At 64.1% G+C, this 22,606-nt stretch carries 21 protein-coding genes; 1 reads left to right on the top strand and 20 read right to left on the bottom strand.

Going from position 1 to position 22,606, the window contains the following annotated elements:
* Nucleotides 1-9: 9 nt before the first annotated feature.
* From AC0L3P_RS02445 to AC0L3P_RS02350, 20 genes are all read right to left on the bottom strand, one after another.
* Nucleotides 10-1,680, bottom strand: coding sequence for a ribonuclease J (locus AC0L3P_RS02445; RefSeq protein ID WP_275171307.1), 1,671 nt, complete (start codon nt 1,678-1,680; stop codon nt 10-12).
* Nucleotides 1,680-2,486: a biotin--[acetyl-CoA-carboxylase] ligase gene (locus AC0L3P_RS02440; protein WP_275171308.1), complete on the bottom strand. Its 807-nt coding sequence runs from the start codon at nt 2,484-2,486 to the stop codon at nt 1,680-1,682. Before AC0L3P_RS02440 ends, AC0L3P_RS02445 begins: the two co-directional genes overlap by 1 nt.
* Before the next feature lies 1 nt (nt 2,487).
* Complete coding sequence (nuoN, locus tag AC0L3P_RS02435) at nt 2,488-3,924, bottom strand: NADH-quinone oxidoreductase subunit NuoN (RefSeq protein WP_275171309.1); 1,437 nt, start codon at nt 3,922-3,924, stop codon at nt 2,488-2,490.
* Nucleotides 3,925-3,946: 22 nt separating this feature from the next.
* Nucleotides 3,947-5,455: an NADH-quinone oxidoreductase subunit M gene (locus AC0L3P_RS02430; RefSeq protein ID WP_275171310.1), complete on the bottom strand. Its 1,509-nt coding sequence runs from the start codon at nt 5,453-5,455 to the stop codon at nt 3,947-3,949.
* A complete protein-coding gene (gene nuoL, locus AC0L3P_RS02425) occupies nt 5,456-7,555 on the bottom strand; it encodes an NADH-quinone oxidoreductase subunit L (protein ID WP_275171311.1) in 2,100 nt (699 codons plus the stop codon).
* A gap of 61 nt (nt 7,556-7,616) precedes the next feature.
* A complete protein-coding gene (gene nuoK, locus AC0L3P_RS02420) occupies nt 7,617-7,925 on the bottom strand; it encodes an NADH-quinone oxidoreductase subunit NuoK (protein WP_015685769.1) in 309 nt (102 codons plus the stop codon).
* Entirely contained in the window at nt 7,922-8,560 is a 639-nt protein-coding gene (locus tag AC0L3P_RS02415) for an NADH-quinone oxidoreductase subunit J (protein ID WP_007603557.1), read from the bottom strand. The genes nuoK and AC0L3P_RS02415 overlap by 4 nt, the downstream gene beginning before the upstream one ends.
* Nucleotides 8,561-8,569: 9 nt before the next feature.
* Complete coding sequence (nuoI, locus tag AC0L3P_RS02410; RefSeq protein WP_026232873.1) at nt 8,570-9,058, bottom strand: NADH-quinone oxidoreductase subunit NuoI; 489 nt, start codon at nt 9,056-9,058, stop codon at nt 8,570-8,572.
* 14 nt (nt 9,059-9,072) lie between these two features.
* Nucleotides 9,073-10,140, bottom strand: coding sequence for an NADH-quinone oxidoreductase subunit NuoH (gene nuoH / locus AC0L3P_RS02405; RefSeq protein ID WP_106944955.1), 1,068 nt, complete (start codon nt 10,138-10,140; stop codon nt 9,073-9,075).
* Between the two features lie 4 nt (nt 10,141-10,144).
* The gene (nuoG, locus tag AC0L3P_RS02400) at nt 10,145-12,220 is read right to left on the bottom strand and encodes an NADH-quinone oxidoreductase subunit NuoG (protein ID WP_275171312.1); all 2,076 of its coding nucleotides are present in this window, start codon (nt 12,218-12,220) and stop codon (nt 10,145-10,147) included.
* 5 nt (nt 12,221-12,225) lie between these two features.
* The gene (gene nuoF, locus AC0L3P_RS02395) at nt 12,226-13,551 is read right to left on the bottom strand and encodes an NADH-quinone oxidoreductase subunit NuoF (protein ID WP_027518249.1); all 1,326 of its coding nucleotides are present in this window, start codon (nt 13,549-13,551) and stop codon (nt 12,226-12,228) included.
* Between the two features lie 15 nt (nt 13,552-13,566).
* Complete coding sequence (locus tag AC0L3P_RS02390; protein ID WP_275171313.1) at nt 13,567-13,773, bottom strand: hypothetical protein; 207 nt, start codon at nt 13,771-13,773, stop codon at nt 13,567-13,569.
* Entirely contained in the window at nt 13,773-14,384 is a 612-nt protein-coding gene (gene nuoE, locus AC0L3P_RS02385) for an NADH-quinone oxidoreductase subunit NuoE (RefSeq protein ID WP_007610983.1), read from the bottom strand. The genes AC0L3P_RS02390 and nuoE overlap by 1 nt, the downstream gene beginning before the upstream one ends.
* A 12-nt stretch (nt 14,385-14,396) precedes the next feature.
* A complete protein-coding gene (locus tag AC0L3P_RS02380) occupies nt 14,397-15,359 on the bottom strand; it encodes an FkbM family methyltransferase (RefSeq protein ID WP_473301020.1) in 963 nt (320 codons plus the stop codon).
* Complete coding sequence (locus tag AC0L3P_RS02375) at nt 15,359-16,555, bottom strand: NADH-quinone oxidoreductase subunit D (RefSeq protein ID WP_275171315.1); 1,197 nt, start codon at nt 16,553-16,555, stop codon at nt 15,359-15,361. Before AC0L3P_RS02375 ends, AC0L3P_RS02380 begins: the two co-directional genes overlap by 1 nt.
* Nucleotides 16,556-16,557: 2 nt before the next feature.
* Nucleotides 16,558-17,172 carry an NADH-quinone oxidoreductase subunit C gene (locus AC0L3P_RS02370; RefSeq protein ID WP_275171316.1) on the bottom strand — a complete coding sequence of 205 codons (615 nt, stop codon included), beginning with the start codon at nt 17,170-17,172 and terminating at the stop codon, nt 16,558-16,560.
* Between the two features lie 11 nt (nt 17,173-17,183).
* Entirely contained in the window at nt 17,184-17,771 is a 588-nt protein-coding gene (locus AC0L3P_RS02365; RefSeq protein WP_007603537.1) for a NuoB/complex I 20 kDa subunit family protein, read from the bottom strand.
* Nucleotides 17,762-18,127 (bottom strand): NADH-quinone oxidoreductase subunit A, encoded by a 366-nt coding sequence (locus tag AC0L3P_RS02360; RefSeq protein ID WP_007603535.1) that lies wholly within the window; start codon nt 18,125-18,127, stop codon nt 17,762-17,764. Before AC0L3P_RS02360 ends, AC0L3P_RS02365 begins: the two co-directional genes overlap by 10 nt.
* A gap of 571 nt (nt 18,128-18,698) precedes the next feature.
* Nucleotides 18,699-20,951 (bottom strand): TonB-dependent siderophore receptor, encoded by a 2,253-nt coding sequence (locus tag AC0L3P_RS02355; protein ID WP_473301019.1) that lies wholly within the window; start codon nt 20,949-20,951, stop codon nt 18,699-18,701.
* A 214-nt stretch (nt 20,952-21,165) separates the two neighbouring features.
* On the bottom strand, nt 21,166-21,678 hold the full coding sequence (locus tag AC0L3P_RS02350; RefSeq protein WP_275171317.1) for a MarR family winged helix-turn-helix transcriptional regulator: 513 nt from the start codon (nt 21,676-21,678) through the stop codon (nt 21,166-21,168).
* 202 nt (nt 21,679-21,880) lie between these two features.
* Between AC0L3P_RS02350 and AC0L3P_RS02345 the strand changes: the two genes are divergently transcribed.
* Nucleotides 21,881-22,606: Rieske 2Fe-2S domain-containing protein (locus AC0L3P_RS02345; protein WP_473300887.1), on the top strand; the 726-nt coding region annotated here is incomplete at its 3' end.

Here is a 22,606-nt window from a genome sequence, read left to right as displayed (position 1 = left end):
ATGCCCAAATTAGACTGTCAGCACATGTACCAGACAGGGGGGCTTTTTGCCCCAATGTTCGTTGATCACGGAGCGGACAGCGCGTCGCACCGACTCCGCCAGCGCATCCGCGTCGCGACGGCGCGCCTTCGGCAGGCCTTCGATGGTGGAGACCACGGCGTCGAAGACGATGTCGTCGAAGGGCTCGCCCGCTTTGTTCTTCTCGGGGATGCCGATCAGATCGACCTCGGGATCGTCGACGAGTTCGCCCTGCTGCGTCATGGCGATGGCGACGAAGGCGCAGCCGGAGAAGGCCATGCGGCGCCGCTCGACCACCGCGCGGGACTTGGAGTCCTCCAGAATCGTGCCGTCCTTGTAGAGGCGGCCCGCAGGCACCTGCCCAATGATGCCGGGATCGCCGGGGCCGAGCTTGATGAGGTCGCCGTTGCGGCAAACCAACACGCGCGGCACGCCGGCGGCACGCGCCAGCTTGGCGTGCTCGTTGAGGTGCAGGGCCTCGCCATGGACGGGGATCAGGAGCTGCGGCCTGGTCCAGGCGATCATGTCGCGCAATTCGTCGCGGCGGGGATGGCCGGAGACATGGACCAGCTGGTCGCGGTCGGTGATGACCTCCACGCCCTGCAAAACCAGGCCATTGATGATGGCGCCGACCGCCTTCTCGTTGCCGGGAATGGTGCGCGAGGAAAAGATCACGCTGTCGCCGCGGTTGAGCGTGATCTCGGGATGATCGTCATTGGCGATTCGCGCCAGCGCGGCACGCGGCTCGCCCTGGCTACCGGTGCAGAGCGCCAGCACCTTGTCCTGCGGCAGATGACCGTAGACGTCCGGGGAGCGGAAACTCTGCACCCCGTCGAGATAGCCGGTCTCGCGCGCGACCTGCACGACGCGTTCCATGGCGCGGCCGACCACGACGACCTCACGGTCGGCCGCCTTCGCGGCGATGGCGACGGCCTTGAGGCGCGCGACGTTGGAGGCAAAGGTCGTGACCGCGACGCGGCCCTTGGCGGCCTTGACGAGCTCGGTGATGGACCTGGCAACCTCGGCTTCCGAGGGTGAGCGGCCGTCGCGCACGGCGTTGGTGGAATCGCCGATCAGGGCGAGCAGGCCCGCATCGCCGAGCTCCCGCAGCCGCTTTTCGTCGGTCGGGCGGCCGATGATCGGGGTCGGATCGATCTTCCAGTCGCCGGTGTGCAGCACCGTGCCGACTTCCGTGTGAATCGCCAGCGCATGCGACTCCGGAATCGAATGCGCGACCGGGATGAACTCGACATTGAACGGCCCGATGTCGACGCGCCCGCCCGACGGCACCACCGTCACCGGAATCTTCGGCGCATTGCGCTCGGCAGCGCACTTGGCCTCGAACAGCGCGGCGCTGAACTGCGTCGCGTAGATCGGGCATTTCAGCTTCGGCCACAGGTCGATGATCGCACCGAAATGGTCCTCATGGGCGTGGGTCAGCACCAGCCCCATCAGGTTCTTGCGTTCCTTCTCCAGGAAGCTGACGTCGGGCATGATCAAGTCGATGCCCGGCAGATGCTCTTCGTCGCCGAAGGAGACGCCGAGATCGATCGCGAGCCAGGCGCGCTGCTGGCGGTTGCCGAGACCGTAGATCGACAAATTCATGCCGATCTCGCCGACGCCGCCGAGCGGTGCAAATACCAGTTCTTCAGGCTTCGCCATCACGCAGCTCCCACGGAGGCGGCCGTGCCGAAGAACACCTCGCCCGCGGCCACCGGCACGCGCCGGCCCTCCGCGGTGCGGACGATCAGGCAGCCGGTGTCGTCGATCGTGTCAAAAATGCCTTCCAGCGTCGTCACTCCCGTGTGGATCGCGACCCGCTCGCCGAGGCCGGCGGCGCGCTCCAGCCACAGCTTGCGGATAGCGGCAAAGCCGCGGCCATTGTCCCAGATACCGCGGAATTCCACCCAGGCATCCGAGAGCGCCGAGAACAGCTCTTCCGCACTGATCTGGACGCCGAGCGCGGCCAGCGACACCGCCGGCGTCGGCGTGCCCTCGGGCGCGGCGACGACATTGGTGCCGATGCCGACGACGATGGCAAGACGGTCGCCGATGGCTTCGGCCTCCAGGCCGATGCCGACCAGCTTCTTGCCGCCGGCCAGCACGTCGTTCGGCCATTTCAGGGCGTAGCGGGGACGGCCCTCGCCGAGGCGCAGTGCCGCCTCCAGGCTGACCTTCTCCAGCGCGGCCTCCTCGGCCAGCCCGGCCGCAAAGCCGATCGTCGCGGCGACGGAAGGAGCGACATCAAGGACTTCAAGGACGCTGGCGGCAAGGTTTCCCCTTGGCGCAATCCAGGCGCGTTGGCGGCGGCCACGGCCGGCGGTCTGCTCCGATGTCACGAACCACATCGGGCCGCGTTCGCCGCGCCTCGCGTGCTCGATCGCCTCGGTGTTGGTCGAGCCGGTCCGTTCGAAAGCTGCGAGCTTGTAGCCCGCCGACGCCGCACGAGGACCGAGCGCGAATGCCATCCTAGAACAGCGACTTTGCCGCGGCGGAGGCGACGCTCACCACCGGGCCAGCGAACAGTGCGAAGAGGATGTTGAACAGACCCGCGACCGCCAGCACCGTCTTGACTTCGACGCGCACCGGATCGACCTGCCCGGCCGGCTCGTCGAAATACATTGTCTTGACGATGCTGAGATAGTAGTAGGCGCCGACCACGCTGGTCAGCACGCCGATGACGGCGAGCGTGAACAAATTCGCCTTGATGGCGGCGACGAAGACGTACCATTTGGCGAAGAAGCCGGCGAGCGGCGGAATGCCGGCGAGCGAGAACAGCAGCATCGCGAACATGAAGGCGAGCAGCGGATTGGTGCGCGAGAGACCCGCGAAATCGCTGATCTGCTCGACCGGCTGGCCGTTGCGCTTCATCGCAAGGATGATGGCGAAGGAGCCCAGCGTCATCGCGACATAGATCACGATGTACATCAAGACGCCCTGCGCGCCCTCGACCGTGCCCGCGGCAAGACCGACCAGGGCAAAGCCCATATGGCCGATCGAGGAATAGGCCATCAGGCGCTTGATGTTGCTCTGGCCGATCGCGGCGAACGAACCCAGCGCCATCGAGGCGATCGACACGAACACCAGGATCTGCTGCCACTGCGAGACGATGCCGGGGAATGCGGTCAGCGTGACGCGGGTGAAGACTGCGAGCGCGGCCACTTTCGGCGCCGAGGCGAAGAAGGCGGTGACCGGGGTCGGTGCGCCCTCGTAGACGTCAGGCGTCCACATGTGGAACGGCACGGCCGAGACCTTGAAGCAGAGGCCGGCGAGCAGGAACACGAGACCGAACACCAGGCCGACATTCGAGATCGTCGCGGCCGCCGCGATGCCGGTGAAGCTGACCGTGCCGGTGAAGCCGTAGATCAGCGAGGAGCCGTAGAGCAGCATGCCCGAGGACAACGCGCCGAGCACGAAGTACTTCAGACCGGCTTCGGTCGACTTGGCGTTGTCGCGGTTGGAAGCCGCCACGACGTAGAGCGCCAGCGACATCAATTCGAGGCCTAGATAGAGCGAAATCAGATCGCCGGCCGAGATCAGCACCATCATGCCGAGGGTCGAGAGCAGCACCAGGATCGCATATTCGAAGATGCGGCGCGAAGGATCCGACAGGAACTCGGTCGACAGCACCAGCGTCACCGCCGAACCGATCAGGGCCAGGATCTTCATGAATCGGGCAAAATCATCGACGATGAAGCTGCCGCCGAAGGTCACGTGCTTGCCCGCGGGCAGCATGTATTCGAGCACGCCGACCACGATGAGGAGCAGCACCGCGAGCGTCGTGACCGTCTTGGTGGTCTCCTGCCCGCGATAGGCGCCCAGCATCAGCAGTGCCATGGCCCCGACCGCGAGCACGAGCTCGGGCAGCACCGGCGCCAGTTGATAACCTGCAGTCTCAAAGCTCATGGCGATATCCTGACCTGCCCGCTCACTGGAGCAGTGCGGCGGCCTTCACGGCCGTCACAGCGGTGTTGTAGTTGTTGACGAGTTGCTGGACCGAGGCCGCCGACATGTCGAGCACCGGCTTCGGGTAGATGCCGAACAGGATCGTCAGCGCGATCAGCGGGAACAGCGTCAGGCCCTCCCGGAAGGTGAGATCCTTCATGCTCGCCAGTGACGGCTTGACCAGCGCCCCAAACACGACCTTGCGGTAGAGCCACAGCGCATAGCAGGCCGACAGGATCACGCCGAAGGTGGCGAAGAACGCGGTCGGGATCGAGACCTTGAAGGTGCCGAGCAGCGTCATGAACTCGCCGACGAAGCCGGAGGTGCCGGGCAGACCGACATTGGCCATGGTGAAGACCATGAACGTCAGCGCGTAGAGCGGCATCCGGTTGACGAGGCCGCCATAGGCGGCGATCTCGCGGGTGTGCATGCGGTCGTAGACGATGCCGACGCAGAGGAACAGCGCGCCGGAGACGATGCCGTGCGAGATCATCTGGAACACGCCGCCGGCGACGCCCTGCATGGTGCCAGCAAAGATGCCCATGGTGACGAAGCCCATATGCGCCACCGAGGAGTACGCAATCAGCTTCTTCATGTCCTCCTGCATCAGCGCCACCAGCGAGGTGTAGATGATGGCAATGACCGAGAGCGTGAACATCAATGGCGCGAAGTCATGCGAGGCCAGCGGGAACATCGGCAGCGAGAACCGCAGGAAACCGTAGCCGCCCATCTTCAGCATGATCGCAGCCAAGACCACCGAGCCTGCGGTCGGCGCCTCGACGTGGGCGTCGGGGAGCCAGGTGTGCACCGGCCACATCGGCATCTTCACCGCGAACGAGGCGAAGAAGGCGAGCCACGCCCAGGTCTGCAGCGAGCGCGGCACGGCGGTGTGCATCAGGGTCGGGATGTCGGTGGTGCCGCCGTTCCAGTACAGCGCCATGATGGCGAGCAGCATCAGGACCGAGCCGAGCAGCGTGTAGAGGAAGAACTTGAAGGACGCATAGACCCGGCGCGGACCGCCCCAGACGCCGATGATCAGGAACATCGGGATCAGGCCGCCTTCGAAGAACAGGTAGAACAGCACGAGATCGAGCGCCGAAAAGGTGCCGATCATCAGCGTTTCCAGGATCAGGAACGCCATCATGTATTCGCGAACGCGGTTGGTGATCGCCTTCCAGCTCGCGATGATGCAGAACGGCATGATGGCGGTGGTCAGGATCACCAGCGGCAGCGAAATGCCGTCCACGCCCATGTGGTAGGTGATGCCGGTGGCGAGCCAGTTCGCCTTCTCGACGAACTGGAAGTCGGGGTTCGACGCATCGAACCGCATGACCAGGATCACCGACACTGCGAAGGTGATCAGCGTGGTCCACAGCGCGATCCAGCGCGAATTGCGCCGGGATGCCTCGTCATCGCCGCGGCTGAGATAGACGATCAGCGCGCCGACCAGCGGCAGGAACGTCGTGACGGATAGAATTGGCCAGGTCGTCATTTACTGGCCTCCAAAGCCGAACATGAACCAGGTGATCAGGCCGGCGGCACCGATCAGCATGGCGAACGCGTAATGGTAGAGATAGCCGGTCTGGATCTTCACGACGTTGCGGGTGACGTCCAGCACGCGGGCCGAGACGCCGTCGGGGCCGAGCCCGTCGATGATGAAGCCGTCGCCCTTCTTCCAGAGCTGGTAGCCGATCCACTTCGCCGGGCGGACGAAGATGATGTCGTAGAGCTCGTCGAAGTACCATTTGTTGAGCAGGAACTTGTACAGCATCGGCTGCGTGTTCGCGAGCTCGACCGGCAGATAGGGCCGGCGGATGTAGAACAGGTACGACACCAGGAAGCCCAGCACCATCATCACCGTCGGCAGGAAGGCGATGGTCTCGGGGATGTGGTGCATCTCCTCGATGATGTGCGGGTTCATCTTCACGGATTCGCGGAAGAACTCCTCGATGCCGTGACCGGCGAACAGCTCCTTGAACGGGAAGCCGGCCAGGATGGAGCCGACCGCGAGCACACCGATCGGGATCAGCATCCAGATCGGCGCTTCATGCGCAGCCTCGTAGTGATGATCGTCATGCGGCTCGCCGTGGAAGGTCTTGAAGATCAGGCGCCACGAGTAGAACGAGGTCAGGCCGGCCGCGATGACCGTCATCAGGAAGCCGTACATCGCGAACGGATTATGCGAGGCGTAGGCGGACTCGATGATCGCGTCCTTGGAGAAATAGCCGGCGGTCAGCGGGAAGCCGGTGAGCGCGAGCGTGCCGACCACCATCACCGCATAGGTGTAGGGGATCTTGCGCCACAGGCCGCCCATGTTGCGGATGTCCTGCTCGTGATGCATCGCGTAGATCACCGAGCCGGAGCCCAGGAACAACAGCGCCTTGAAGAAGGCGTGCGTGAACAGGTGGAACATGCCGACCGAATAGGCCCCTGCCCCCATCGCCACGAACATGTAGCCGAGCTGCGAACAGGTCGAGTAGGCGACGATGCGCTTGATGTCGTTCTGGACGAGGCCGATGGTCGCCGCGAAGAACGCCGTGGTGGCGCCAAAGAACATCACGACGGCTTGCGCATTCGGCGCGAGCTCGAACAGCGGTGACAGGCGCGCCACCATGAAGACGCCGGCGGTGACCATGGTCGCGGCGTGGATCAGCGCCGACACCGGGGTCGGGCCTTCCATCGCGTCCGGCAGCCAGGTGTGCAGCAGGAACTGCGCCGATTTGCCCATCGCGCCCATGAACAGTAACAGGCAGGTCAGAGTCAGCGCGTCGGCATGCCAGCCGAGGAAGTCGATGGTCTTGCCGGTCAGGCCGGGCGCAGCGTGGAAGATGGTCTCGAAATCGGTCGAGCCGGCCAGCAGGAAGATCGCGAATATGCCGAGCGCGAAGCCGAAATCGCCGACGCGATTGACCACGAAGGCCTTGATGGCGGCGGCGTTCGCCGACGGCTTCTGGTACCAGAAACCGATCAAGAGGTAGCTCGCCAGACCCACCCCTTCCCAGCCGAAAAACAGCTGCACGAGGTTGTCCGCGGTCACCAGCATCAGCATGGCGAAGGTGAACAGCGACAGATAGCCGAAGAAGCGCGGCCGGTTCGGGTCCTCGTCCATATAGCCGATAGAATAGAGGTGCACGAGCGAGGACACGGTGGTCACGACCACCAGCATCACGGCGGTGAGCGTGTCGACCCGCAGCGTCCAGTAGACCTGAAGATCGCCGGAGAGGATCCACGGCAGCAGCGGAATGCGCATGTCGTGGTGCATGAAGCCGACATCGACCAGCGTCATCCAGGACAGCGCCGCCGAGACGAACAGCAACGCCGTGGTGATCAGCTCGGCGCCGCGCGAGCCCGCCGCGGGCGGCTCGGAGACGTGGTGGTCGTCGTGGCCGTCGCCGGGCTCGTGATGGGTCTCGTGGATGACCGACGCATCCTCGGTGATGGTGTCGGACGCATGGACGTGCGAGCCATGGCCGTGATCATCGTGATGCTCGACCGTGTCGCCCGAGGGGTTGCGGGCATGCGCGCCGAACAGCGCGATCAAGCCGGCAAGAATTGCGCCCAGCAGAGGCAGAAAGACGATTGCCTGGACCATGATTTAATCTTTCCGCATGATCTGGTCGGAAAACCGGTATCCACTTTTCCGGATCATGCGATCAGCCCTTCATCAGATTGACGTCCTCAACCGCGATCGAGCCGCGGTTGCGGAAATAGACCACCAGGATGGCGAGACCGATCGCGGCTTCAGCGGCCGCGACGGTGAGCACCAGAAGCGCGAAGACCTGCCCGACGATGTCGCCGAGGAAGGTCGAGAACGCCACGAGGTTGATGTTGACCGCGAGCAGGATCAGCTCGATCGACATCAGGATGACGATGATGTTCTTGCGGTTCAGGAAGATGCCGAGGATCCCGAGCGTGAACAGGATCGCGCCGACCGCAAGATAGTGTCCGAGCCCGATCGTCATTTCACCCACTCCGCCGCGTCAGAGTCCTGGAGCCCCTGCCCCGGCGTCACCTTGCGGATCGCCATCGCTATTTCGGGCGTGCGCGCGTTCTGAACGTTGATGTCCTGCCGCTTGACGCTCGCCTTGTGCCGCAGCGTCAGCACGATGGCGCCGATCATGGCGACCAGCAGCACCATGCCCGAGAGCTGGAAGTAGTGGATGTACTTGGTATAGAGCACCAGGCCCAGCGCCTCGGTATTGGAGACGTTGGTCGGGATCGCCGCCGTGATCGTCTTGGCGACGCCGGGGTTGATGACCCAGAAGCCGACGGTGAGCAACAGCTCGAACAGGAAGATGCCGCCGATCACGAGGCCGACCGGGAGGTACTCGATGAAGCCCTCGCGCAGCTCGAGGAAGTCGACGTCGAGCATCATGATCACGAAAAGAAACAAGACCGCGACGGCGCCGACATAGACGACGATCAGGATCATCGCCAAGAACTCGGCGCCCATCAGCACGAACAGGCCGGAGGCGTTGACGAAGGCCAGGATCAGGTACAGCACGGAGTGCACGGGATTGCGCGAGACAATCACCATCACCGCCGAGGCGACGCAGACGCCGGCGAACAGATAGAAGAACAGCGCGGGAAGGATCATGCTCTCATCTCACCGGTACGGCGCGTCGAGTTCGATCGCTTTCGCGATCTCGCGTTCCCAGCGATCGCCATTGGCGAGCAGCTTGGCCTTGTCATAGAACAGTTCCTCGCGGGTCTCGGTCGCGAACTCGAAGTTCGGACCTTCGACGATGGCATCGACCGGACAGGCTTCCTGGCAGAGGCCGCAATAGATGCACTTCACCATGTCGATGTCGTAGCGCACGGTGCGGCGGGTGCCGTCGTTGCGGCGCGGGCCGGCCTCGATGGTAATGGCCTGCGCCGGGCAGACCGCTTCGCACAGCTTGCAGGCGATGCAGCGCTCTTCGCCGTTCGGATAGCGGCGCAGCGCATGCTCGCCGCGGAAGCGCGGCGAGATCGGGCCCTTCTCGAAGGGATAGTTCAGCGTCGGCTTCGGCTGGAAGAAATAGCGCATGGCGAGGAAGAACGCCGAGACGAATTCCGACAACAGGAGCGAACGTGCAGTGGCGTTGATGTTGATACCCATGACGGCCCTCACTTCGGCGCGATGTCGGCGAAGTGCAGCACGCCGGCCACTACGATCACCATCGCCAGCGACAGCGGCAGGAAGACCTTCCAGCCGAGGCGCATCAGTTGATCGTAGCGGTAGCGCGGCACGATCGCCTTGGCCATCGCGAACAGGAAGAACATGAAGAACAGCTTTAGCGAGAACCAGATGATCCCCGGCACCCAGTTGAAGGGCGGCAGGTCCACCGGCGGCAGCCAGCCTCCCAGGAACAGGATCGTCGCCATCGCGCACATCGTGGCAATCGCGACATACTCGCCGAGCATGAACAGAAGATACGGCGTCGAGCCGTACTCGACCATGAAGCCGGCGACGAGCTCGGATTCCGCTTCGACCAGGTCGAATGGCGGACGGTTGGTTTCCGCCAGCGCCGAGACGTAGAAGATCACGAACATCGGGAACAGCGGCCAGACGTACCAGTTCAGGATGGTGAGCTGCGGCAACCCGATCAGGCTGGCGAGACCCCGGACGTGCTGCGCCTCGACTACGGCCGAGAGGTTCAGCGTGCCGGCGCAGAGCAGCACCGTGATGATGACGAAGCCGATCGAGACTTCGTAAGACACCATCTGCGCCGCGGAGCGCAGCGCAGCCAGGAACGGATATTTCGAGTTCGACGACCAGCCGGCCATGATGATGCCGTAGATCGACAGCGACGAGATCGCGAAGATGAAGAGAACGCCGACATTGATGTCGGAGATCACCCAGCCGAGATTGGTCGGGATCACCGCCCAGGCGGCGAGCGCGAGCACGCACGAGACCAAGGGAGCCAGGAGGAACACGCCCTTGTTGGCGCCGGACGGGATGATCGGCTCCTTCAGCACGAACTTCAGCAAGTCCGCGAAGGATTGCAGCAGGCCCCAAGGGCCGACCACGTTCGGGCCGCGGCGGATCTGCACCGCCGCCCAGATCTTGCGGTCGGCGAGCAGGATATAAGCGATCGCCACGAGCAGGACGACCAGCACCAGGACGCTCTCCGCGATCATGATGATCAGCGGCCAGAGGAACCCGGTCCAGAATGCGCTTTCGAAGAATTCCATCAGCTCACTCCGCTGCGGTCAGCATCTGCCCGGAGGCAAGCCGCGAACACTCTGCCATCACGGCGGACGCACGCGCGATTGGGTTGGTCAAATAGAAGTCCTCGACGAGCGGCTTGAACGGAGCCTTCTCCGTCGTTCCGCCCTTCCCCGCGAGTTTCTTGATCTGGTCGGCCGAGCCGGCCTCGATCTGGTCCAGACGGATCAGATGCGGCACGGCCTTGAAGATCGCCTGGCGCAAGGCCGACAGCGAGTCATAGCCGAGCTTCTTGCCGAGCGCCTCCGACAGCGCGCGGACGATCGCCCAGTCCTCGCGGGCCTCGCCCGGCGGGAATGCGGCCCGTCCGGTCATCTGCACGCGGCCTTCGGTGTTGACGTAGATCGCAGACTTCTCGGTATAGGCGGCTGCCGGCAGGATCACGTCGGCGCGATGGGCGCCGCGGTCGCCGTGGGTGCCGATATAGACGACGAAGGTGCCGTCCGATGGCTTGATCTCATCCGCGCCGAGCAGGAACAGCAGATCGAGCGTCCCGAACGTCGTCATCTGCGCTGCGTTCAGCCCGCCCTGACCGGCGACAAAGCCGATGTCGAGCGCGCCGACGCGCGAGGCGCTCTCATGCAGCACGCCAAACCCGTTCCAGCCGTCCTTCACCGCGCCGACATCAAGCGCGAGCTTGGCGGCGGCTGCGAGAATCGCAGCGCCGTCGTGGCGCGAGGCCGCGCCCGCACCAACCAGGATGATGGGATTCTTGGCGTTCTTCAGCACGTCCATGAAGGAGTGCTTGCCGGCCGCGAGCTCACCGAGCGTATCGGTGCCTGCGCCGAGATGGTCATAATCGTAGGTCAGGTCGGGCTTGGCGCCGACCACGCCGACCTTGAAACCGCCGGCGCGCCAGCGCTTGCGGATGCGGGCGTTGAACACGGCCGCCTCTTTCCGCGGATTGGCGCCGATGATGAGCAGCGCATCGGCCTGCTCGACGCCGGCGAGCGTCGGATTGAAGATGTAGGAGCCGCGGCCGAGCGCGGGATCAAAGGCATCGCCGCCCTGCACGGCCAGATTGGCGGAGCCGTATTTGGCCAGCAGATCCTTCAGCGCGAACATCTCCTCGACGCCGGCGAGGTCGCCTGCGATCGCGCCGATCCGCTTGCCGTCGGTGCGCGCCGCCTTGGAGGCGATCGCGGCAAAGGCCTCAGGCCAGCTCGCCGCGCGCAGCTTGCCGGCTTCGCGAATGTAGGGCCGGTCGAGGCGCTGGGTGCGCAGGCCGTCGACGACGTGGCGGGTCTTGTCGGAGATCCACTCCTCGTTCACGGCCTCGTTGATGCGCGGCAGGATACGCATCACTTCGCGGCCGCGGGTGTCGACGCGGATCGCAGAGCCCACGCCGTCCATCACGTCGATCGACTGGGTCTTGCCGAGCTCCCACGGGCGCGCGGCGAAGGCGTAAGGCTTCGAGGTCAGCGCGCCGACCGGGCAGATGTCGACGAGATTGCCCTGGAGTTCCGACGTCAGCGCGTGCTCGAGATAGGTCGTGATCTCCATGTCCTCGCCGCGGCCGGTCGCGCCCATTTCGGGAGCGCCGGCCACTTCCGCCGAGAAGCGGACGCAGCGGGTGCACTGGATGCAGCGGTTCATCGAGGTCTTGACCAGCGCGCCGAGATATTTGTCCTCGACCGCGCGCTTGTTCTCGGCGAAGCGGCTGGTATCGACACCATAGCCCATCGCCTGGTCCTGGAGGTCGCACTCGCCGCCCTGATCGCAGATCGGGCAATCCAGCGGATGGTTGATGAGAAGGAATTCCATCACGCCTTCGCGCGCCTTCTTCACCATCGGCGAACGGGTGGAGATTTCCGGCGGCTCGCCCTTGGGACCCGGACGGCAATCGCGCACGCCCCAGGCGCAGCTCGCGACCGGCTTCGGGCCGCCCTTCACCTCGACGAGGCACATCCGGCAATTGCCGGCGATCGACAGCCGCTCGTGATAGCAGAAGCGCGGAATCTCGGCCCCGGCCGCCTCGCACGCCTGAAGCAGCGTGTATTCGGCGGGGACATCGATCTCTTTACCGTCGATGATGAGCTTGGTCATTGTCTCTACTCCGCCGCGACCATGTTCACGGGATCGCGGACGCCGGCATCGTCGATGTCGGCCTTGTGCGAATATTGGTCGATGCGCGCTTCGATCTCATGACGGAAATGCGCGATCAGGCCCTGGATCGGCCACGCCGCGGCGTCGCCCAGCGCGCAGATGGTGTGGCCTTCGACCTGCTTGGTGACTTCCAGCAGCATGTCGATTTCGCGCTTGTGGGCGCGGCCGTCGGCCATGCGGGTCAAGACGCGCCACATCCAGCCGGTGCCCTCGCGGCACGGCGTGCACTGGCCGCAGCTCTCGTGCTTGTAAAAATAGGAGATGCGGGCGATGGCGCGGATCAAATCGGTCGATTTGTCCATCACGATCACGGCCGCGGTGCCGAGGCCCGAGCGCAGCTTGCTCAAGCTGTCGAAATCCATCGGCGTGTCGATGATCTGCTCGGCCGGCACCATGCGCACGGAGGAGCCGCCGGGGATCACGGCCTTGAGGTTGTCCCAGCCGCCGCGGATGCCGCCGCAATGCTTCTCGATCAGCTCACGGAACGGGATGCCCATGGCTTCTTCGACGTTGCAGGGCCGCTCGACATGGCCGGAGATGCAGAACAGCTTGGTGCCGACATTGTTCGGACGGCCGATGCCGGCGAACCACGCCGCGCCGCGGCGCAGAATGTCCGGCGCGACCGCGATCGACTCGACGTTGTTGACGGTGGTCGGGCAGCCGTACAGGCCGACGTTGGCGGGGAACGGCGGCTTCAGACGCGGCTGGCCCTTCTTGCCTTCGAGGCTCTCGAGCAGCGCGGTTTCCTCGCCGCAGATATAGGCGCCGGCGCCGTGGGCGACGTAGATGTCGAACGGCCAGCCGTTGACGTTGTCCTTGCCGACCAGCTTGGCCTCGTAGGCCTGGTCGATCGCCGCCTGGAGATGCTCGCGCTCGCGGATGAATTCGCCGCGGACATAGATGTAGCAGGCGTGCGCGTTCATCGCGCAGCTCGCGATCAGGCAGCCCTCGATCAGGAGATGCGGATCGTGCCGCATGATCTCGCGATCCTTGCAGGTGCCGGGCTCGGACTCGTCGGCGTTGACGACCAGATAGCTCGGCCGGCCGTCGGTCGATTCCTTCGGCATGAACGACCATTTCAGACCGGTCGGGAAGCCGGCGCCACCGCGGCCGCGCAGCCCCGAGGCCTTCATCTCGTTGATGATCCAGTCACGGCCCTTGTCGATGATGTTCTTCGTACCATCCCAGGCGCCGCGGCGCCGCGCGCCCTCGAGCCCCCAATCGTGGAGGCCATAGAGGTTCTTGAAGATGCGGTCCTTGTCCTCGAGCATGTCAGTGCTTTCCGATCAACGGTTGGCTTGCTTGTAGGCAAGCCCGGCGGCGCAGACGGCGAAGGTCAGCGCCCAGAGCAGACTGGATTCCAGCGACGCGTTCAGGGCGAAGCGCTGAAGCAGGAAAATGAACGTGGCCGCCACGGCGGAATGCATTGCGACGAAGCCCCACTTCTTCACAACACTGCTCCCTTCAGCTGGCGGCGACGAGAGATCACGCATCAGGTGATCTCCTTCAGTGTGGTCGGCCCACCGGTCGGCGCCGAGAACTGGCGGCCGTTCTGCGGACCGGGCTTGGGCGGATTGCCAGACGCAAAGCCGTCTAGCACCTTGCCGAAGCTTTCCTTGGTCAAATCCTCATAGGTGTCCTTGCCGATCAGCACCATCGGCGCATTCACGCAGGCACCGAGGCACTCCACCTCTTCCCAGCTGAAATTGCCGTCCTTGGAGAGATGGAAGGGCTCGTGATGGATGCGGTGCTCGCAGACGTGGATCAGATCCTCGGCGCCGCGCAGGCGGCACGGCGTGGTGCCGCAGACCTGGACGTGGGCCTTCTTGCCGACCGGGGCCAGCTGGAACATCGTGTAGAAGGTCGCGACCTCGAGCACGCGGATATAGGGCATGTCGAGCATGTCGGCGACAGCGCGGATCGCGGCCTCCGAGACCCAACCGTCGTGCTGTTCCTGAACGCGCCAGAGGATGGCGATGACGGCCGAAGCCTGGCGCCCGGCCGGATATTTCGCGATCTGCTGCTTGGCGAACGCGAGGTTCTCCTCCGTGAACGCAAAGCTCGCGGGCTGGACTTCCTTCGGTGCTAATCGGCGAACGGACATCTCTTCAATCTCTCACTGCATGCGGCGCGCGGTTTTCGCATTCAGGGCATTGATCCTGTCCTGCCAGAATGCGCTTGCGGTGCCGAAAACATTGTAGCCGACGTGGGTCGAGACCTTGATGCGGTCGAGGATCGACAGCTCGGTCACCGTTTCCATACGCCGGGTGCTGGGATCGTAGACGATCAGCTTCAGCGGGGTGTGTTCGAGGATGTAGCGCGAGACCGCGTGCGAGCGGTCGCTGCCGTGCTCCTCGCACATGATGACGCTGTCGGCCTGGAGCAGCCGGGCGCCGCCCTTGATCGCCTCGATCTCGACGCCCTCGACGTCGAGCTTGATCAGGTACTTGCCGCTCGCGGCGATCTTGCCGTCGTCGATGAGATTATCGAGCGCGATGACCGGCACGTCCTCGCCGCCCGCCGACGCATCGCCGGCGATGCTGAAGGCCTCGTGCTTGGTGCCAGACAGACGCGCGGTGCCACGGGCCGCGCCGATCGCGCATTTCATGGTCTCGAAGCGGCTGCCGTTGATCCGGGCGTTGTTGGCGAGCTTCGGACAGTTCTGCCCCGACGGCTCGATCGCGACCGCCTTGTGCGAACCGAACGGCTTGCTCGATACCAGCACCGACCAATAGCCGTAATTCGCGCCGCAATCGAGCAGCGTGTAGTCGACATCGATGGAGTCGGCGAACAGCAGCTCCAGCTCGTCCTCGTAATTGTAGGAACGGTTGAGCAGCTTGCTCCAATAGCCGTCGCCGTAGGGAAATTCGAACACGGCGTCGGGGTTGAGCTTGATCGCGATGTTGCGCTCGGGCAGCGTCTTGCGCAGCAGATTGGCGCAGGCGATGTAGCCCATATGCGAGAAGTGCGAGGAGATCTTCGATCCCGTCACCAGCGCCAAGGCAGCCGTCCGCTCCCACAGGTTGGCCCCTTCAAGGGCCCCCGAGGCGCGGTCAAACTGGATCGGCGCCTGCGCCATCACCGATCGACCTCTCCGAACACGATGTCGAGCGATCCGAGGATCGCCGAGACGTCGGCGAGCAGATGACCACGGCAGATGTGGTCCATGGCCTGGAGATGCGCAAAGCCCGGCGCGCGGATTTTGCACTTGTAGGGCTTGTTGGTGCCGTCCGAGATGAGAAAGACGCCGAACTCGCCCTTCGGCGCCTCGACCGCGGCGTAGACCTCGCCGGCCGGCACGTGAACGCCTTCGGTGTAGAGCTTGAAGTGATGGATCAGCGCTTCCATCGAGCGCTTCATCTCGCCACGGCGCGGCGGCGCGACCTTGTTGTCCTCGACGACGACGGGGCCCTTCCCGTCTGGCGCGTTAAGCTTCTGGATGCACTGCTTCATGATGCGCACGGACTGGCGCATCTCTTCCATGCGGATCAGATAGCGGTCGTAGCAATCGCCGTTCTTGCCGATCGGGATGTCGAAATCCATCTCGGCGTAGCATTCATAGGGCTGCGACTTGCGCAGATCCCAGGCCGCTCCCGAACCGCGCACCATCACGCCGGAGAAGCCCCACTCCCAGGCCTCCTTCAGCGACACCACGCCGATGTCGACGTTGCGCTGCTTGAAGATGCGGTTCGCGGTGAGCAGCCGGTCGAGATCTTCGACCACTTTCAGGAACGGATCGCACCAGGCGTCGATGTCGTCGACCAGCTTCTGCGGCAGGTCCTGATGCACGCCGCCGACGCGGAAGTAGGCTGCGTGCATGCGGCTGCCGGAGGCGCGCTCGTAGAACACCATCAGCTTTTCGCGCTCTTCGAAGCCCCACAGCGGCGGGGTCAGCGCGCCGACGTCCATCGCTTGCGTGGTGACGTTGAGCAAATGCGACAGGATGCGGCCGATCTCGCAATAGAGCACGCGGATCAGCTGCGCGCGGCGCGGCACCTCGATGCCGAGCAGCTTTTCTGCAGCCATGCAGAAGGCGTGCTCCTGATTCATCGGCGCGACGTAGTCGAGGCGGTCGAAATAAGGGATCGCCTGCAGATAGGTCTTCTGCTCGATCAGCTTTTCGGTGCCGCGATGGAGCAGACCGATATGCGGGTCGACGCGGGCGACGACTTCGCCGTCAAGCTCCAGCACCAGGCGCAGCACGCCGTGCGCGGCCGGATGCTGCGGACCGAAGTTGATGGTGAAGTTGCGAAGGACTTCGGGTTGCTCGTTCATGTTCAGACCTTCGGCCCCGCTTTTTCATCACCGGGAAGGACCGGATAGTCGGCGCCCTCCCACGGGGACAAAAAGTCGAACTTGCGGAATTCCTGGTTGAGCCTGACCGGCTCGTACACCACCCGCTTCTCCTGGTCGTCGTAGCGGACCTCGAGGAAGCCGGTGGTCGGGAAATCCTTGCGCAGCGGATGACCCTCGAAGCCGTAATCGGTCAGGAGGCGACGCATGTCGGGATGACCGACAAAGATCACGCCGTAGAGGTCGTAGGCCTCGCGCTCGAACCAGTCGGCGCCGGGGAACACTTCGATCAGCGACGGCACCTGCGTGGTCTCGTCGGCCTGGGCCTTGAGCCGGATCCGGGCGTTCAGGGTCGGTGACAGGAAGTGATAGATCACGTCGAAGCGCTTCTCGCGCGAGGGATAGTCCGCCGCCGTGATGTCGGTGAAGTTGACGAAGCGGCAGTTCGGGTCGTCGCGGAGGTACTTGACCACCTCGACGATCTTGCTGGCTTCGACATCGACCGTGAGCTGGTTGAAGGCCACCGAGTGACCCGTTGCGGCGCCCGGAAGCGCGCTAACGATCGTCTGCCCCAGGGCGTCGAGCTTGGCGTCGTCCATGACGTAAAACCTTAGCGTTCGATGGTGCCGGTGCGGCGGATCTTCTTCTGCAGCAGCAGCACCCCGTAGAGCAGCGCTTCCGCCGTGGGCGGGCAGCCCGGCACGTAGATGTCGATCGGCACGATACGATCGCAGCCGCGCACGACCGAGTAGGAATAGTGATAATAGCCGCCGCCGTTGGCGCAGGAGCCCATCGAGATGACGTAACGCGGCTCGGGCATCTGGTCGTAGACCTTGCGCAGTGCGGGCGCCATCTTGTTGGTCAGGGTCCCCGCGACGATCATCACGTCCGACTGACGCGGCGAGGCGCGCGGCGCGAAGCCGAAGCGCTCGACGTCGTAGCGCGGCATCGACACCTGCATCATCTCGACCGCGCAGCAGGCGAGACCGAAGGTCATCCACATCAGCGAGCCGGTGCGCGCCCAGGTGATGAGGTCGTCGGTCGCGGCGACGAAGAAGCCCTTGTCGGACAGTTCCGAATTGACCTCGAGGAAGAACGGATCATTGGCCCCGACCGGCTTGCCGGTCGACGGGTCCAGGATGCCCTTGGGGGCCGGCGCGAGAACCGGACCGGCGGATGACACAGGGTTCAATCCCATTCCAGTGCGCCTTTCTTCCATTCATAGGCGAACCCGACCGTCAGCACGCCAAGGAACACCACCATGGACCAGAAGCCGGTCGCGCCAAGCTTGCCGAACGCCACCGCCCAGGGAAACAGGAACGCCACCTCGAGGTCGAAGATGATGAAGAGGATGGCGACCAGATAGAAGCGAACGTCGAACTTCATGCGGGCATCGTCGAAGGCGTTGAAACCGCACTCATACGCCGACAGCTTTTCCGGGTCCGGCTGCTGGAACGCCACGATGAACGGCGCGATCAGCAGCACCAGACCAATGAGGCCCGCTACCCCTATGAAGACGACGAGTGGAAGATAGTTCTGCAGAATGCCGCTCATTGACGAGCCCTTTTTCCCGCAGCCTCGGGACAGCCACGGATTCGTCCAGTTTGGAATTGTTCTGAGCCTTAGCGCAGTGCACCAATGGGCGCAAGACACGCTCTTTTTAGGCCCTTTGTCGCCCTCAGAACGGTGGAAATCCCGGAATCACCCCGCGGCTGGTATGGAGCAGATCGACCGCCCCAGCAAGGGCGCCCCGATCAGTCCACACGCGCTGGGCCGTGACGTCCGTGGTTGGGAAGGCTCACTTTATCTAGGTCGCGACGCAGCAAAGTCCAGATTACAACGAGGACAGGCGCGCCCATTATCGGGCGAGCGATCCGGGAGCCATGCATCACGATCGGACCCGGGCTCGTCTGGCGAATGCGTCGGCGGGCGGCGCCCGCTTCCGCCGCAGCGGAAATCGGTGGCGAGCGCGGCGGCGACGTGGCTGGGTCGTCGCGCGCCGCGCTCGCATGAGCTTCGGGCCGGGGGGCATCGCCCGCGAGCTCATCGATCTCGTGGTGGAAGCCGGTGACGAGCCGGTCAGGCTCTCACGAAGGCCTTCCCTCGCCTGTTCTCGTCATTTGCCTCACCATTTGTAGGAGACGCTGGCGGTCACGCGCCGGCGGTCGCCGTAGAAGCAGGAGGCTGCCGCCGCACAGCTGGCGACGTAGATCTTGTCGGTCAAATTGACCACGTTCAGCGCGGTGCGCCAGTTCTGCCACTCATAGTGGAGCGCGAGATCGCCGAGCACGACTGCGGGAACCTCGAGGGTATTGGCGGTATCCGCCCACGACGAACCGATATAGCGGACACCGCCGCCGAAACCGAACCCTGCGAGCGGCCCGTCCTTGAAGGTGTAGTCCGCCCAGCCGGACACCAGGAGCTCAGGCGTGTTGGTCGGGGTCTTCCCGACCAACGACGGGTCCAGATCCCTGCTGTTGAACAAATGGTAGGCCGTGAACGAGCCGATCAGCTTCAGCTCACGCGTGGCGTTCGCCACCGCTTCGAGCTCGATGCCGCGCGAGGTCACCTCGCCGGTCTGGTTCTGCAACGTCGTGACGACAGGATCGGTGGTTGCCACGTTCTGGCGCTTCAGGTCGAACACCGAGGCGGTGAAGTAGCCGTCAAATCCCCGCGGCGCGACCTTCACGCCGATTTCCGTCTGCTGGCCGGTCTCCGGCAGGAACAGCTGGTTTTGCGCGTTGAGGCCGATGATCGGATTGTAGCTTGTGGCGTAGGACACATAGGGCGCGATGCCGCTGTCGAAATTGTAGATCAGCCCGGCGCGTCCGCTAAACCTGCTGTCGTCGCGGCTGGCAAGCGTGGCGCCGGTATCACGTGCAGCCTGCGTCGTCTCGACCCAATCATTGCGGCCGCTCAGCACCAGCGTGAAGTTGCCGAGCTTCATCTGGTCCTGCAGATAGGTGCCGGCCTGCTTCTGCGTGATCTGGAAGTTTCGGAACGGTGCGCCCGTCAATGGAATATCAAGTCCATAGGCGGGATTGAAGACGTTGACCGGAGGAACCGTGCCGAAGTTGAACGCCTGATAGTCGTCGATCTGGTAGCCCTTCAAATCGACCCCGAACAGCATCGTGTGCCGCACCGCGCCGGTGTTGAAGCGGTACTCCAGCTGGTTGTCGAGATTGGCCTGGTTGGCGGTGTTCTTCGCGTACCAATTATAGCGACCGAGACTGGCCGTGTTGATGTCAGCCCAATTGTTGCCGATGTAGCCGCGATAGGTCACGTCGACATGGGCAAAGCGCGCATTCTGCCGAAACGTCAAATCGTCGGTGAGATTGCGCTCGAACTGATAGCCCAGCATCTCCTGCTCGCGCGTGAACTTGTCGACACTGGGATCGCCGGCGAAAAAGCTGGTCGGGATCTTGCCGAATGGAGCGTTGGTCACCGTGCCCTCATAGGGCAGGAAGTTGATGCCACGGGTTTCCTGCCGGGAAGCTGAAGCCAGCACCGTGAACGTCGTGTCGGCGTCCGGCTTCCAGGTCACCGACGGCGCGATGAAGTAGTTGTTATCCGGCGTGAAATTGACCTGCGTGGGGCCGTTCTGGACCTGGCCGACGACACGGTAGAACAGCTTGCCGTTGTCAGGGCTCGTCGCGACCGGACCGCCGACATCGAAGCCGACATAGGCGTTGCCGAAACTGTTGACGCCGGTCTCGATGAAACGGACGGGCTCCGCCGGCGGCATCTTGCTGATGACGTTGACGATGCCGCTCGGGCTCGATCCGCCATAGAGCACGGCCGATGGACCGCGCAGCACCTCGACGCGCTCCATGTTGGGCGTCTGGAGCTTCCAGCTCGCATAGGACGTGTAGAACAGCTGCATGCCGTCGAGGAACAGTCCGATATCGTCGGATTTGAAGCCGCGGATCAGCCACCAGTCGTTGCGCGTGTCCGCGCCGAAGGTCCCGGCGCGGACGCCGGCGGTATAGCGCAGGACCTCGTCGAGCTTGTTCGCCTTCTGGTCGCGGATCTGCTCCGCGCCAATCACCGAAACCGCCTGCGGCGTTTCCATGATCGGCGTGTTGGTCTTGGTGCCGGACGAGCTGCGGCCGGCGACGTAGCCGTGCACCGGACCGAGCGGGGTCTCGATGAAACCGACATTACGCTGCGGCTGCGGCCTGCTTCGGTTGGCGGTCTGCTGGGATGATCGCGGCGCGCGGCGCTGGACGGAGGGCGCCGCCCGGCGGCGCGCTTCCGGCGCGGTGACGGTCACCGACGGAATGTTCTGCGCGCCACTCTGCGCAGCAGATTGTGCAAGCGACGCCTGCGGCACCAAGACCCAAGCGGATGCGGTCGCCAATACGGCCGACCGCAGCATTCCCAGACTGTTCAACGCGCAACCCCAAAACTGCGTGTTTTGATTTGCACACACCGTCAGTCCCGTGACGGCATGCGCTTGCGGTGACGCTTAGGGGAGCGCGCGCGAATTCCCTAATTGAAAGCCTCTTAGAAAGAGTCTTAGAAAGAGTCTTGGAAGGGTTCTTGGAAAGGTTCTTGGAAGTGATCCAGCATGTTCCGGGATTGCCGAAACGTCAGCGCGAAGTCTTCTCGCTCTCGAGCATCTCGGCGGCGATCGCCGTCAATTGATCGACCTGCTGCAGCAGCGCCTCGAACTCGGCTTCGCTCAGATGTTCGCGCAAGCGCCGATTGCGCTCCTGCGCGCCGGCGACGATCGCATCATGCGCCGCAAGGCCCGTTGCGGTTAGCGAGACCAGAACCTCGCGGCTGTCTTTCGGGTTCGCTGATTTCGCGATCAGCTTGCGCGATACGAGTTCCGCAAGCGCGCGGCTGATCTGCCCCTTGTCCTGGCCGACGGCTTCCGCAAGCCGCGCCACGCTCATCGGCGGCCGCCGCCCGAGCGAGGCGACCAGGCCGAACTCGACCGATGACAATCCGGCGAGACGCTTGTAGCGCAGGATGGCGCCGCGCTTGAGCAAATTGGCCAGCACCATCAGCCGCGACGACAGCATCACGGTGATCGGCGCAGGCGGATCGCCCTCGTCCGTCTCGGGCGACGACCCGCCCCTGCTCTCGGTCTGGCTCATGATCCACCTCTGCCAAGAAAGGCGAAGCATGCCAAGCCCAAGCAGGGCGGGGCCAAACCCAGGCGGCCGCCGTTCGCCGGCCTCGTTAAATGCGACTAAGAGGCACTTGGATTATCGTTGACATTGTCATCGATCTACCCTTCACTGGGTACAAGGCATCAAAAAAAGCCCGGCCGGAGCGGCCGACTACGGGAGGACCGGTATGAGCATCACCCAGCGGGATCGCGATCTCGGAACGGCCTATGCGATGAAGCCGGCGCAGACGCGCACCGAGCTCACTTCGGTCATGCGCGGCACGCCGATGGGCGAACTGCTGCGACGTTACTGGCATCCGGTCGGGCTTGTCAGTGACGCCACCGACACGCCGAAAAAGGTCCGCGCGCTCGGCGAGGACCTGGTGCTGTTCCGCGACAGGCACGGCCGCGCCGGTCTGCTGCACGCCCGCTGCTGCCACCGCGGCACCACGCTCTATTATGGCAAGGTCGAGGAGGACGGCATCCGCTGCTGCTATCACGGCTGGAAGTTCGACACCGAGGGTCACTGCCTGGAGCAGCCCTGCGAGCCCGACGGCGGCCGGTTCAAGGACAAGGTGCGCCAGCCCTGGTATCCGGTCGAGGAACGCTACGGGCTGATCTTCGCCTATATGGGCGCGGCCGAGAAACGCCCGGTGCTGCCGGCCTATGAATGCCTGGAGACCATGGACGACGGCGAGTTCGTCGAGGCCGACGATTCCTCGATCGGCGGCGGTGGTCCCGCGATCATCCCCTGCAACTGGCTTCAGCATTTCGAGAATGTGGTCGATCCCTACCACGTGCCGGTGCTGCACGGCTCGTTCTCGGGTCCGCAATTCACCAACATGATGGCGTCGATGCCGGAGGTGACGTTCGACAAGACGCCGCGCGGGATCGCCGTGCGTTCGATCCGCAAG

This window comes from Bradyrhizobium sp. WSM4874, from assembly GCF_055811835.1.
The sequence above is the reverse complement of the archived record's forward strand: the minus strand, read 5'-3'. Positions and strand labels throughout refer to the sequence as shown.